Consider the following 13,657-nt stretch of genomic DNA (forward strand, 5'->3'; position numbering starts at 1 on the left):
AATCCCGCACATTACTCGTTGCCGAACTTCTTAATTAAATTGAAGCAGCAAAGTGCGATCGCTCTACTTTTGCCAAAGCTTCCACCAAACTGCGAACAGCAGCAATCATCGCCACTTCGCTATTAAGTTGGCTGACAGCAGAACCGACACCAATACCCGCAGCACCGGCTCCAATAGCAAGCGGTGCGGTGACGCTGGAGATGCCCGAAGCGCAGAGTACGGGAACTTGTACGGCGCGGGAAATTTCAAAGGCGGAGGCCAAAGTAGGCGCTGCTTTTTCAATTAATCCTAAAGTTCCGGCGTGAATTGGTTGGGCGCTAGTGCCGCCTTCGGTTTGAATGATATTAGCGCCAGCTTTGACTAATTCTGTTGCTAACTGCACTTGTTTGTCGAGTGCCAAAATGTGGGGAACTGTGACAGAAAGCGTGATGTTCGCAAATAGCGATCGAGTTTCGCGAGTCAACTCCAAAACTTCAGAAGCTTCAAAGCGGCGGCCCTGTGCGTAGAAAGCATCAAAGTTGCCAATTTCAATCAAATCAGCGCCAGCTTCTACCGCAGCCACAAACTTTTGCGGTTCCACAGCCGATACACAAATTGGCAAATTTGTCAACTGTTTTGCCATCAATACCAAATCGCGATCGGCAGCAATATCGACAAATGTTGCACCGCCGAGATCCGCTGCTTTGACAACAGCCGCAACGTTGGCTGCATCAAAATTATTTAAACCGCTGATAATTTTCAAGGCGCGGCCTTGCTCAAATGCGCGCTGCAATTTAGAATTTACACTCATCGTTAGTTTTCCAACTCAAAAAATTTCTTAGACTCATTTTGACACGGATTAGAACAATTTTTAATTTTTTATTCTGAATTTTTAATTACACCCTTCAAAAAGAATGCAAATGTAGGTCAAGTCCCAACTTATATGGAAAAAAGCGCGATTCTGGAATAATATTGTGCATATTACAATTCTCTAAGCTCAAGGGCAAAAGTTATGAACGCATTTGATAGCTTAAAGATCGAGGGGTTTCGCCGTTTGTTTTCGGCAGAGGTAGAAATGCGACCCCTGACTGTGATGATTGGTGCTAACGGTGTTGGCAAAAGTTCTTTTTTAGAAATATTCTCACTTTTGGCAGCATCAGCCAACGGTCAGTTACAGTCCAAAATTTCTGAATTGGGCGGTCTAACTCAGATGGTAACATTAGACCGGGCTGATAGCGTTTCAATCTCCTTATCTATGCCTATAGAGAATCAGGAACCGCTCAACTATTCTCTGAATATTACAACCAAAGGTCAATTCTATGAAATTGGTTCAGAAACTCTAATTCAACAGCGCAATCGCCATGCTTCTCAACCTTTTAAGTATATTGAATCTCGCGGTTTAGATGTAATATATTTCAGTCCAGAGAATGAAAAACTACTACGCCCAAACTGGCAGTACAATCCTTTGGAAAGCTCACTCGCTCAGGTTCCTAAGATGTATCGGGAACCAGAAACATTGAGGCAGCACTTAGCTTCGTGTAGCTTTTATAAGGCTTGGGAGTTAAATCTTTCCCCTCAAAGTCCGATCCGTTTACCTCAATCTATGCGGCCTGCAACTTTGCCCGGTGCCAAGGGAGAAGATTTAGTTTCATGCCTCTATTACCTGCGAGAAACAGATCCAAATCGATTTGAAATTATCCAAGATACACTAGCTGCGGCTTTTCCTGATTTTGAAAGGTTGAGTTTTCCGCCAGTAGCAGCCGGAACTTTAGCAATGACTTGGAAGGATAGAAATTTTTCTCATCCTTTTTATATGCACCAACTATCCGAGGGAACGCTGCGATTTCTCTGGTTAATCACCTTACTGCAAAGCCGAGATTTGACTGCTGTCACGCTGATTGATGAGCCGGAAGTTAGTTTACATCCAGAGTTATTACAACTGTTAGCGAATGCCATGAGAGAAGCTTCTCAAAGAACTCAACTAATTGTAGCAACTCATTCTGATAGACTTATTCGATTTCTAAAGCCTCACGAGGTGCTAGTTTGTGATGCTGAAGATGGTCTTACAACTCTAACTTGGGCTGACTCTATAGACTTAGAACACTGGTTAGAAGATTATAGCTTGGATCAGCTTTGGGCAATGAACATTTTTGGAGGCAGACCGTGAAAATTGCTATTTTGGTTGAAGGAGCAACGGAAATGGCATTTAAGGCTAAGTTGCAAGAATTTCTTAAGTCACGCCTGGGACAGCAGATGCCAAAATTAAAGCTTATATCTTGTGAAGGTCGCATTCACAAAGAAGAAAAACTCAGGCGCGTTGTGGAAAATTTATTGACTGGTAGAGATGCCTATGATGCTGTAATTGCATTAACAGATGTTTATACAGGCACTAAAGATTTTAAAGATGCAGCGGATGCTAAGGCTCAAATGAAACAATGGGTGGGGGACAATCCTAAATTTTATCCCCATGCAGCTTCCCATGACTTTGAAGCTTGGCTGTTACCTTTTTGGTCAAAAATTCAGCAAATATCAGGAGGTAATAGAGCGGTTCCTAGCGGTTTTCCCGAACTTGTCAATCACAATAATCCACCTTCTTATCGGATTAAAGAAATATTTGAACAGGGGAAACGTCGGAGCTACGATAAAGCGCGGGATGCCAAAAGAATATTAGACGGACAAAATCTCATGGATGCTGCGGTAGTCTGTCCTGAATTAAAGGCTTTTTTGAATACTATTTTATCTCTTTGTGGGGGCGAATTGATTCCTTGAGCGGTTCCAAAACGATACAAGTTCGCGATTCTTGTCCTGGCTCAATCAAAATTTTTAATCAAGCTATGGCGGGGTTTCACATCTGGCTTACTATATGTATACAATATACTGTGCTGTGCGGGACGATCGCACTTCTCAACAACGCTTTTAAATTTCCGCAGAGATGCTCCACCATCAAGCGTGGCAGCTTTCACTCTCCGTAAGAGCCTCTTACTCGCTAAAAAGATATATAAAGCCCTTGGGATGTTTCCACTCGTAAAAAATACTTTTTACCAAATTGGAATGCTCTCAATCAACGGGCAGAAAAATTCAAAACTAATTCCCAAGACAGATAACAGATTATGTCTGTCGGTAGATAATAAAATATACCAGATGGTGTAATTGCGCGCTGATATTATAGAGAATGTCCGATCGCCCGCTCAGACAGAAAGACATCAAGACGACTAGATAGATGGAAACTTGGCAAACCCCACAAACTAATTTAACCGACATTTCGATCGCAAAGCTTCTGTCGCGCCGCACCCCTCGATCGCCCGATCTGCACGCAGAAAATCGGGCGCTGCAAACCCTTGCCCGAAAACTGGCAACCTCCCCCCGCACCATGCTCCAAACACTCGCGGCGATCGCGCGAGAGTTGTGCCGCGCAGATAGTGTCGGAGTCTGCTTGCTAACAGAAAATGCCACATCAGAACAAACTTTCTATTGGGAAGCCTTAGCGGGCGCGTGGAAAGCCGCAGAACAACCAAACAAACCTCGGACGCTCAATGAAGTCGGAGCCAATCTAGACTTCCAAACTCCCCAGCTTTACCTGCATCCAGAACAATACTTGCAGGAGTTGCTGCCGCGCCCGCTGCCGATCGCCGAAGCCTTAGTCCTGCCGCTGCTAGCAGAAAATCAACCGCTGGGAGCAATCTGGATTGTCTCCCACAATGGCGGCCAGTTCGATACCGAAGACTTGCGGATCGGGCTAGCCCTAGCAGACTTTGCCGTTGCCGCCCTAAAAGTCGATCGCGCCGATCGCACCAAAGAAGCTTTGCGAGAAAGCGAAGAACGCTGGCAGCTAAGCTTGCAGGGCAACAACGACGGCATTTGGGAACAGGATTTACAAACAAATTGTCATGTAGCGAGCGATCGCTGTTTACAGATTTTGGAACGCCGGCCCGAAGAAGTCAAGGATCTAGCCCAATACGTGAGCTACATTCATCCCGACGACTTGGAGAGAATTCAAAGCAAGTGGCAGGAACACTTGCACTCCAAAACCTCCCATTACTGCGGAGAATACCGCATCCTCTGTCCCGACGGGCGCTACAAATGGATTTTAGTCAGAGGGCGAGCAGTTTGGGACGAGTCGGGCAATCCCGTGCGCGCCGTGGGTTCCCTGACAGATATCAACGATCGCAAACAAACAGAAACAGCCTTCCAACAAAGCGAAGAACGTTTGAGCGTCGCCATCGAAGGTTCCGGCATGGCAACCTGGGATCAAGACTTGGTAGCAAATCGAGTAATTTGGTCGGCGAACCATTTCAGGATTTTCGGCGGAGAACCGCCACCGGGCGGCGAAACAACGCTCGGAATGTGGAAAAACTGCGTGCATCCAGACGACTTAAAGCAAGTCATGCAAGCAGTCAAAACAGCTCGAAAAACCCGCGCGCTATACTCGATCGAATACCGCATCATCCGCGCCGACACCAAAGAAATCCGCTGGTTGAGCGTGTCCGGGCGCTATTTCTACAACGCAGCAGGCTCCGCAGTGCGGTTTGTCGGAGTAGTATTGGATGTTACCGATCGCAAAAAAGCCGAACTCGATTTGCAAGAAAGCCACAACCGCTTTCAACTAGCGACAAGGGCGATCGACGGCATGGTGTTTGAGTGGGATATAGCATCCAACAGCGTTTACCGTTCCGAAGGACTGTACTCCCTCATCGGTGTCCGGCCAGAGGACGCACAGCCAACACTACAGTGGTGGAGAGAACGCATCCATCCCCTCGATTTGGCCCGCATCCAGGCCGAGACAGAAGCAATATTGACTGTTGAACGCTACGAAAGCGAGTACCGAGTCCGGCACGAAGACGGCCGCTGGATCGATGTTTGGCAGCGCGGCACCGCAATTCGCAACCAGCAAGGCGAAGTGACCAAAGTAGTCGGCTTCACCAGCGACATCACCAAGCGCAAACAAGCAGAAATAGCCCTGCGCGATCGCGAAACCCGCCTGCAGTTGATACTCGACAGCGCCAAAGACTACGCCATCTTCACCCTAGACATTGGCGGACACCTTACCAGTTGGAACGCAGGCGCAGAGAGATTGCTCGGCTATACCGAAGCAGAAATCGTCGGCCGGCACGGACGAATCATCTTCACCCCAGAAGACTCAGCAGCCAGAAAGCCGGAATTAGAAATGCACCTAGCGCTAACTGAAGGAAAAGCAGAAAACGAGTGCTGGCACCTGTGCAAAGACGGCAGCCGTTTTTGGGGCAGCGGGCTGGTGATGCCCCTGCGCGACGCAGCAGGCGACGTGCAAGGTTTCCTGAAAATCATGCAGGACAAAACCGAACGCCGGCAAATAGAAGAAGCACTGCGGCAAAGCGAAAATCGCTACCGCACCCTCGCCGATGCCGTGCCCCAATTAATGTGGATCAACACCGCCGACGGCAGGTTAGAGTTTTGCAACCAGCACTGGCAAAACTACACGGGCATGATTCCAGAATTGCCTCTGACAGGGCCGGTGCTGGAATTATTTCATCATGAGGATTTGCCCGCAGTTGTCGCCACCCGCACTCAGGCGATTCAAGCAGGGGAATCCTACGAATTTGAATGTCGGGTGCGCCGGTTTGACGGCAGCTACCGCTGGCATTTGGCGCGACTTGTCCCCGTCAAAGACAGCCGGGGAAAAGTGCTGCAATGGGTCGGCATCGGCATTGATATTGACGATCGCAAACGAGCCGAAGAAAGCTTAGCAGAAAGCGACCGCCGCTTCCGCTTCCTGGCTGAATCGCTGCCCCACCTGATTTGGAATGTAGACACCGCCGGAAAACTTCGCTTTGCCAATCAAAAATGGTCGGAATATCTGGGAATGCCTTACGAGGAAGCCGCTCACAACAATTGGGAGTCTTTGGTGCCGCCGTCGGATTTGGCAGAAACTTTTGCCGGCTGGCAAGAATGTCAAATCACCGGAGAAGTTTATCAGGTTGAGTTCCGCCTGCGGCGGGCCTCCGACCAAATGGAACGCTGGCATTTGTGCCGCGCCGTGCCAATTCGCGACGGAGCGGGCCGGATTGTCGAGTGGATCGGCACGAATACCGACATTCACGATCGCAAAAAAGCCCAACTCAACGAGCAGTTTCTCTCCGGGCTCGAACTCCGCTTGCGCCAGCGCTCTAACCCCGCAGAAATGTTGTGGGAAGCTATGAGCAGTCTGGGAGAATATTTACAGGTCGATCGCTGCATCTGGCACGAAATCGATACTGCAGCGGGACTGGCAATTGTCGATCGAGACTGGCACCAACCCGGCCTTGCCAGCGTCGCCGGCACCTATCAACTCTCGGACTTTAAGACTGCAGAAATGAAAGCTCTCTCAATAGCAGGTCAAACACTTGTCATCTCAGATATCGCTAGCGACCAGCAGACAGCCTCTTTGGTAGATAACTACGGTGCCCTTAGCATTCGCGCTTTAGTCGATGTTCCCTGCCTTGAGGAAGGGCGCTGGGTGGCTCTTTTGGTGGTGACATCACAGGCAGTGCGGAACTGGCAGATGGATGAAGTTTCGCTGATGCAGGAAATGGTGGCTCGCCTCTGGACGGCGATCCTGCACGCGCGAACCCTGCAGGACTTGCACGAAAGCGAGGATCGGTTCCGCGCCCTAGCTGACAACATCGCTCAGTTGGCTTGGATGACAGAACCCAACGGCTGGATTTTCTGGTACAACCAACGCTGGTTTGACTACACCGGCACCACTCAAGAGCAAATGCAAGGCTGGGGCTGGCAGCAGGTGCACCACCCGGAACACGTCGATCGGGTTGTCGCAAAATTTAGGCGCTGCATTGAAAAAGGCGAACTCTGGGAAGATACTTTCCCGATTCGCGCCAAAGACGGCTCCTACCGCTGGTTTCTCTCCCGCGCCGTGCCGGTGCGCGACGAGAAAGGCAATTTGCTGCGCTGGTGCGGTACCAACACCGACATTACCGATCGCCTCGAAGCAGAAGAGGAACGGGAACGCCTGCTAGCCCTTGAAAAGGCCGCCAGGGAGGAAGCAGAACAGGCTAACCGCGTTAAAGACGAATTTTTGGCTGTTTTGTCCCACGAATTGCGGACTCCCTTAAACCCGATTATGGGCTGGGCAAAGCTGTTGCAATCGAATGTGCTGACACCCCAAAAGCAGCGCTACGCCCTAGAAACGATCGAGCGCAACGCCAAACTGCAAACTCAGCTAATCGAAGATTTGCTCGACGTGTCGCGGATTCTGCAAGGCAAAGTCAGTTTGAATATTGTACCTGTGGATTTAGCTGAGGCGATCGACAGCGCTATGGAAACTGTACGTTTGTCGGCCCAAGTCAAATCGATTCAAATCAACGCTCAATTTGCACCGAATGTCGGCAGGGTTTTGGGTGATGGGGGCAGACTTCAGCAGGTTGTGTGGAATTTGCTGTCAAATGCTGTCAAGTTCACCCCGGCGGGAGGCAAAATCGACATCGCTCTCGATCGGGTTGACACTGACGCTCAAATTAGTATAACTGATACGGGCAAAGGCATAGAACGTGATTTTTTGCCCTACGTGTTCGACTATTTCCGGCAAGCTGACAGCACGTACACGCGCAAGTTTGGCGGATTGGGTTTAGGATTGGCGATCGTCCGCCATCTCGTCGAGCTCCACGGCGGTACGGTGACATCCGACAGTGCAGGCGAAGGAAAAGGCTCGACTTTTACAGTCAAAATCCCCCTGATGCCGGTGCAACCTCCGACAATTCCTGCTGCAAGTGCGCCGCCGGAGAAGTCCTTCAATTTGAGCGGTATCCGGGTGTTAGCGGTGGATGATGATGCTGATGCGCGAGATTTGGTGGTTTTTCTGTTGGAGGATTGCGGCGCAACCGTGACGGCAGTTTCTAACGCTGCCGATGCCTTGGCGGCTTTAACTGTGTCTTTGCCGGATCTGCTGTTGAGCGATATTGGAATGCCCGACACCGACGGTTATATGTTGCTGCGGCAGGTTCGGGATCTACCTGCGGAGCAAGGGGGACTTGTGCCGGCGATCGCCCTCACCGCTTATGCTGGAGAAATTGACTACCGGCAAGCGCTGGCTGCGGGGTTCCAGCGGCATCTTTCTAAGCCTTTAGATCCTGACAAGTTGCTGCAGGCGATGTTGGATTTGCTCGATCGTTCTGGTTGATTTTTTCCAGGTCTTTTTGTGTGTAAAAGGTCTTTGTTTAACGAACCGCGAAGACGCAAAGGACGCGAAGCAAGAAGGGATGAATAAAGGCATAAGTTATATCAAATCCTCTCTTCATCGGAATAGTAAATTAACAGTTAACGGTTAACAGTTAACATCATGAGGAATGCAACCGAAATTGATGTTAATCATCTCAAGTCGGGTTCTACCGACGATGATTTTGAGGGTGCGACGGTTGTTCGATGGCGCATTATCTCAAACAAAAAAACCTCCATTTGCGAGGTTTTTTGATGATTGTTGATGCTAGTCAGACAAGTTATAAGCCTTTCTTTGCTCTGGTAGTAGGTACTATCCGGGATAGGGCATCGGCCCGCGCAGGGCATCGGCCCGCGCAGGGCATTGCAACCAATAACCAATAACCAATAACCAATAACCCATAACCAATAACCAATAACCCATAACCAATAACCAATAACAACTGTTAACTGTTAACAGTCAACAGTCAACAGTCAACATCACCAGGAGTGCAACCGGAATTGATATTAAATATCCTATTCCTGCATGATTGTCTGCTGCAAGTCCACGGGAGCATTAACGGTAGTCGGTACGCACGGCTGGATCGCGATCGCCCGTTGTAGTTGTATAGCGGACAGTTTCTTCGCGTTTGCGGGGAATTAAACCGAACAAACCAGTCAAGCCTAGCAAGCCCAACCATCCCCAATCAAAACCGCGATCGGCATCAGCATTGTAAACATCGGAGCGAGGAACGGTAGTGGTGGTGGTGGTGCTGTTAGTCGTGGGAGCTGGAGCTGTCTGAGCATCGGTGCTCGGAATAGTAGTAGTTGTGGTGGTTCTGCTGTTAGTACCGGGAGCTGGATCTGTCTGAGCCGAAGCAGGCAGATGAGTGGGCACAATGGCTAAACCAGCAGCTATAATACCTGCACCAATTGCCTTGGATAAATTAGAACGCTTCATAATTCAAATGCTCTCTGCTTAGAAAAATCTTTAACTGTCACCAATATATCGATCGGCTATTACAGTTACATCCACCTCTAGCAGTAAACATTCCTAAATTCCAGCTATCACTATAGATTTATCTCCAATTTTTAGCAGGCGCACGAAATTAAACATAGCTCGCGGAGGCACTCCGACACTAGAAATCCCCGGCCTGGCACCTCCCTCGCCGGTTTCGGCACTCCGGGACCTCGGACAACTTAATCATGTGTTGTTGACAAAAAAAGGTACACTCAGATCTTGCACAGACAACAGTTGAAACTCGATCGACGGAGATCAAAACTTTTGGGAATAGAGCTACGCAGCTACGTATTTCTAGACAACTTGCAGCCGCAGCACGCAGCATACATCGGCACAATCGCCGCTGGATTCTTGCCGCTTCCTGGGGATGCGTCGCTGTGGATAGAAATCTCACCCGGTATCGAAATTAACCGAATTACCGATGTCGCCCTCAAATCCGCCTCCGTGCGCCCCGGAGTGCAGATAGTCGAGCGCTTGTACGGCCTGCTGGAAGTACACTCTGGCCAGCAGGGAGAAACGCGGGCCGCAGGGAAAGCAATTCTAGAATTTATCGGAGTCCGCAGAGAAGAATCTATTAAACCGCGAGTAATTTCTAGCCAAATTATTCGCAACATTGACGCGCACCAAACACAATTAATCAACCGCACCCGCCGCGGACAGTTGCTGCTGGCGGGACAAACGCTTTATGTCTTAGAAGTAGAACCGGCAGCCTATGCAGCGCTGGCGGCCAATGAAGCAGAAAAAGGCGCATCGATTAATATCTTAGAGGTTCAGGCTGTCGGCAGTTTCGGGCGACTTTACCTCGGTGGCTCAGAACAAGATATTTTAGCAGGTTCCCAGGCAGCAATTGCAGCGGTGGAAAGCATATCTGGTCGGGAAAATCCAGCAATTACCGGTCGCAAGGAATAGCCATTAAAGGAGATGCAATTATGGCAAACCCACAGCATTTAGCGCTCCTGAAAAAAGGTGCAGTTAGTTGGATTGAATGGAGAAATCTCAACCCAAATATAGAACCCGATCTCAGCGAAGCTAATTTCGCCCAAGCCAATCTCAGAGGGGCGCAACTCGGGCGGTCAAACCTTTTTAAAATAGATTTATTTAAGGCTAAATTAATTGCCGCAAACTTTGCCGAATCTAACCTCAGTTTAGCAAATCTTGCGGGAGCGCAACTGCTCGAAACTAATTTGATTAAAGCCAATTTAACTGGAGCAAATCTCCGAAATGCTGACTGCATGGGAGCCGATTTGAGCGGTGCCAATCTCATTGGGGCGGATCTCAGCGCTGCTAATCTCCAGCAAACTGATTTGGGAGATGCGAATTTAATCGGTGCGGTGATGTTTCGAGTTAATGCGATCGGCGCAAACCTCAATAATGCTAATCTCAGTCAAGCTAATCTCAATCAAGCCGAATTGATTGAAGCACATTTGTATGCAGCTAATTTATCTAAAGCTAACCTCGGGGAAGCTCACTTTACTGCAGCTTATTTTTTTAGGGCAAATCTCAGTTTTGCTTTGTTGAGCGGTGCCGATTTGCGGTGGGCTAACCTCGCCAAAGCTGATTTGAGGGGAGCGAATTTGACCGGGGCAAATCTCAGAGGGGCGAACTTGGCGGGAGCTAATCTGGACGAAGCTTATTTGAAAGAAACAATCATGCCTGATGGCAGTATTGTTTCATCATAGGTTCGCAGCGAGGACTCTTCGTCCTGACTGCGAACCAATGGTCTCACCGGCAATTAATTTCCTCGAACCGGCGATACTTGATAAAGTCCTCTAACGGGGCCTGGGGCTGTCTGTGAATCTTGCTGCTGCTCTCTCGGTAAAAATTGGTCTTGGAGTCCGGCGGGAGTGGCGAAACAGCCGCTCGGTTGAGGTGCTAGCTGGCAAGCGGGAGGCAGCGCCATGACTGAGGAATCGAAGGGATTGACGGCATCCGGGACGCGCAAAATCGGATCGCTGGAAACTTGCCGCTGCATTACTCGTCGGTAAAGGCCGCTAATGCGGCTGGCATCGCGCTCGATTTCTTTTTCGGGAAAGGCAACTACGCCGCTGGGGGCACCGATGCCTAAATAGTCGCCCATGTAGCCTTGCAAGCTGACGTTGTGGTAAAAGTCTCCTGAAGCTTCAAAGAATTGTCGGTTGAACTCGCCGCTAATCGGGTGAAATCGGGCTGGTTCTGCTTGAGCTGCTTTGACGGATGCGAGGGCGGCAGAGGCGACAGCGAGAATTAACGCGCGGCTAAGGGTTTTTAACTTTTGACTCATATATTTCTTGGGCTTTTAGATTAATTCCGATTCCAATATAAACTGATTATCGGCGGATTATTTGTGTTTTCTACACGGTGTAAGTTATGGATGCTGCGGATTTAAAGGTGCTGCGCGATCGACTTTTGGATTTGTTGTGCGAGTTTGCGTACCGCGAAGGGGATTTTGTGTTGTCTTCGGGGCAGCAAAGTTCTTATTATATCAACTGCAAACCGGTGACGCTGCACGCTGAAGGTGCTTTGGCTACGGGGCGCTTACTCCTCTCCATGCTGCCGGCTCAGGTGCAGGCTGTGGGCGGTTTGACCTTGGGTGCTGACCCGATTGTAAGTGCGGTAAGTGTGGTTTCGGCTCTGGAAGGTCGATCGATTCCGGCGCTAATTGTCCGCAAGGAGACGAAGGGACACGGGACAATGGCCTATATTGAGGGGCCACTGTTGCCGGCGGGGACTAATGTTGCGGTTTTGGAGGATGTGGTGACGACGGGCAAGTCGGCGATGCAGGCGGTGGAACGGTTGCGGGGTGCAGGTTATAAAGTCGATCGCGTGTTGTCGCTGATCGATCGAGAGCAAGGTGGAGCTCAATTATATCGCGAGCAGGGATTGGATTTTCAGGCCGTTTTTACGATCGCGGATCTTAAGGAATGGATTAGTAGCAAGAAATAATACCAATGGAATAAAGTAGCGCTAGATATTACCCCCCCAAACCCCCCCGCGAGTTCGGGGGGGCTAAGACTTCTACCTGGTAACGAATATTCAGAGGATCTGGATCGTATAAAAGAGGGTCTAAATCCTGTTAAAAATGCTGCAAGATATCCATCTAAATCAGCAATTTTTATGCTATGATAACCATACATTTTATCGACCTATTCTCAGGAATAGGCGGCATGAGATTAGGTTTCGAGTCAGCCGCTGATTCCTTGAATCTAAAAACAGAATGCCTCTTAAGCAGCGAAATTAATCCCGAAGCTCAATTAGTTTACCGCAAAAACTTTGCCGACACACCTTTAGGCGATATCCGACTAATTGACCAACTACCAAAACACGATATTTTATTAGCAGGATTCCCCTGTCAGTCTTTCTCCGCTGCTGGCAAAAAAGCAGGTTTTGGCGATACCAGAGGAACCTTATTTTTTGAAATAATGAGGCTGATTGATACCGCTAAACCTCAAGCATTTATTTTCGAGAACGTGCGGGGACTTGTCAGCCACGACGGCGGCCGAACCCTCGAAACAATTAAACAGGAAATTACCAGTAGAGGTTACAGCTTCGATTACTTTTTGCTCAACAGTTCTAACTTTAGCTTACCTCAGAACCGCGTCCGAGTTTACCTAGTCGGAATTTTAAATGCTTCGCCCCAATTTGACTTAGTTTCCGACTTGGGGCCAAAAGATTCCCATTCCTGTAACCACCAACAGCTATCGTTATTTTCCCCGTTAAGTAAACTTGTCACAGTGGCAGATATTTTGGAAGACAATCCAGACCCAAAATATGATTGTTCGCCAGATTTTGTCAAGGCATTAAAACAAATTGTTAACAATGATTTAAATCGCTTGCACGGAATGCGGTTAATTGACTATCGCGGCGGCAATTCGATTCATTCTTGGGAACTTGGTTTGCGAGGAAAATGCAGTTTAGATGAAATTGAGTTGATGAATCTTTTTATATTAAAAAGGCGAAATAAAAAATTTGGCTGTCACCAAGATGGTAAACTTTTAAGTAAAGAGCAAATCGCTACTTTTTTTGCTCGTCCCAATCTCGATGAAATTCTGGATTTGCTGGTTGCTAAGAAGTACCTACAGCGGAAAAATGATTTGTACAAGCCTGTGTCGGGTAATTTTTCTTTTGAAGTGTATAAATTTCTCGATCCGCAGAAGATTTCTGTAACGCTTGTTGCCAGCGATGCTAATAAATTAGGTGTTTATCACAACCACAGAGTCCGCCGAATTACTCCCCGCGAGGCGGCGCGGTTACAAGGTTTTTCCGATGGTTTTGTGCTGCATCCCAAGGATGATAAGGCTTACTATCAATTAGGTAATAGTGTGAGTATTAATGTGGTCAAGGCTGTGGCGAAAGAGGTTATGCAGAATGTTTTTTCTTCTATGAAACACAAAGTTAGTGCTTTTTGAATTGCCAAGGGTGGGCGAATTATATTAGACCTCTTGCAAAATTCCTTATTAATCAAATTTTGGGACGGGCTCGCGTGCCCATCCCACAAGAAAAAAGATTTTTGTGGGA

Annotated in this window: 10 protein-coding genes; 7 read left to right on the top strand and 3 right to left on the bottom strand. The window is 48.6% G+C overall.

Features of this window, described 5'->3' with window-relative positions; genetic code table 11:
• Positions 1–34: 34 nt before the first annotated feature.
• Positions 35–790 carry a DUF561 domain-containing protein gene (locus AACV78_RS01055; RefSeq protein WP_194010948.1) on the bottom strand — a complete coding sequence of 252 codons (756 nt, stop codon included), beginning with the start codon at positions 788–790 and terminating at the stop codon, positions 35–37.
• 201 nt (positions 791–991) lie between these two features.
• Here AACV78_RS01055 and AACV78_RS01060 point away from each other — a divergent pair, with 201 nt between their 5' ends.
• From AACV78_RS01060 to AACV78_RS01070, 3 genes are all read left to right on the top strand, one after another.
• On the top strand, positions 992–2,146 hold the full coding sequence (locus tag AACV78_RS01060) for an AAA family ATPase (protein ID WP_194010949.1): 1,155 nt from the start codon (positions 992–994) through the stop codon (positions 2,144–2,146).
• On the top strand, positions 2,143–2,748 hold the full coding sequence (locus tag AACV78_RS01065) for a DUF4276 family protein (RefSeq protein WP_194010950.1): 606 nt from the start codon (positions 2,143–2,145) through the stop codon (positions 2,746–2,748). Before AACV78_RS01060 ends, AACV78_RS01065 begins: the two co-directional genes overlap by 4 nt.
• Positions 2,749–3,199: 451 nt before the next feature.
• Positions 3,200–8,128, top strand: coding sequence for a PAS domain-containing protein (locus AACV78_RS01070; RefSeq protein ID WP_194010951.1), 4,929 nt, complete (start codon positions 3,200–3,202; stop codon positions 8,126–8,128).
• 591 nt (positions 8,129–8,719) lie between these two features.
• On the opposite strand, the gene AACV78_RS01075 is transcribed toward AACV78_RS01070, so the two are convergent.
• A complete protein-coding gene (locus AACV78_RS01075) occupies positions 8,720–9,103 on the bottom strand; it encodes a WGxxGxxG family protein (protein ID WP_194010952.1) in 384 nt (127 codons plus the stop codon).
• A 324-nt stretch (positions 9,104–9,427) separates the two neighbouring features.
• On the opposite strand from AACV78_RS01075, the gene AACV78_RS01080 reads away from it, so the two are divergent.
• Positions 9,428–10,072 (top strand): beta-carboxysome protein CcmP, encoded by a 645-nt coding sequence (locus AACV78_RS01080; protein ID WP_194010953.1) that lies wholly within the window; start codon positions 9,428–9,430, stop codon positions 10,070–10,072.
• Between the two features lie 20 nt (positions 10,073–10,092).
• The gene (locus AACV78_RS01085) at positions 10,093–10,842 is read left to right on the top strand and encodes a pentapeptide repeat-containing protein (protein ID WP_194010954.1); all 750 of its coding nucleotides are present in this window, start codon (positions 10,093–10,095) and stop codon (positions 10,840–10,842) included.
• Between the two features lie 53 nt (positions 10,843–10,895).
• Here AACV78_RS01085 and AACV78_RS01090 read toward each other — a convergent pair whose 3' ends face one another.
• Positions 10,896–11,423, bottom strand: coding sequence for a hypothetical protein (locus AACV78_RS01090; protein ID WP_194010955.1), 528 nt, complete (start codon positions 11,421–11,423; stop codon positions 10,896–10,898).
• 86 nt (positions 11,424–11,509) lie between these two features.
• On the opposite strand from AACV78_RS01090, the gene pyrE reads away from it, so the two are divergent.
• Together pyrE and dcm are read left to right on the top strand one after the other, a co-directional pair.
• Positions 11,510–12,085: an orotate phosphoribosyltransferase gene (gene pyrE, locus AACV78_RS01095; protein WP_194010956.1), complete on the top strand. Its 576-nt coding sequence runs from the start codon at positions 11,510–11,512 to the stop codon at positions 12,083–12,085.
• Positions 12,086–12,261: 176 nt separating this feature from the next.
• Positions 12,262–13,548 carry a DNA (cytosine-5-)-methyltransferase gene (gene dcm, locus AACV78_RS01100; protein ID WP_194010957.1) on the top strand — a complete coding sequence of 429 codons (1,287 nt, stop codon included), beginning with the start codon at positions 12,262–12,264 and terminating at the stop codon, positions 13,546–13,548.
• Positions 13,549–13,657 lie beyond the last annotated feature (109 nt).

It is taken from the genome of Tychonema sp. LEGE 07196, assembly GCF_963890365.1.
Taxonomy (GTDB): Bacteria; Cyanobacteriota; Cyanobacteriia; order Cyanobacteriales; family Microcoleaceae; genus Microcoleus.

Bases quoted from the DNA above. Each gene is read 5' to 3' on its own strand.
- AACV78_RS01055 (WP_194010948.1), bottom strand. From the start codon at position 790: ATGAGTGTAAATTCTAAATTGCAGCGCGCATTTGAGCAAGGCCGCGCC.
- AACV78_RS01060 (WP_194010949.1), top strand. From the start codon at position 992: ATGAACGCATTTGATAGCTTAAAGATCGAGGGGTTTCGCCGTTTGTTT.
- AACV78_RS01070 (WP_194010951.1), top strand. From the start codon at position 3,200: ATGGAAACTTGGCAAACCCCACAAACTAATTTAACCGACATTTCGATC.
- AACV78_RS01075 (WP_194010952.1), bottom strand. From the start codon at position 9,103: ATGAAGCGTTCTAATTTATCCAAGGCAATTGGTGCAGGTATTATAGCT.
- AACV78_RS01085 (WP_194010954.1), top strand. From the start codon at position 10,093: ATGGCAAACCCACAGCATTTAGCGCTCCTGAAAAAAGGTGCAGTTAGT.
- AACV78_RS01090 (WP_194010955.1), bottom strand. From the start codon at position 11,423: ATGAGTCAAAAGTTAAAAACCCTTAGCCGCGCGTTAATTCTCGCTGTC.
- pyrE (WP_194010956.1), top strand. From the start codon at position 11,510: ATGGATGCTGCGGATTTAAAGGTGCTGCGCGATCGACTTTTGGATTTG.
- dcm (WP_194010957.1), top strand. From the start codon at position 12,262: ATGATAACCATACATTTTATCGACCTATTCTCAGGAATAGGCGGCATG.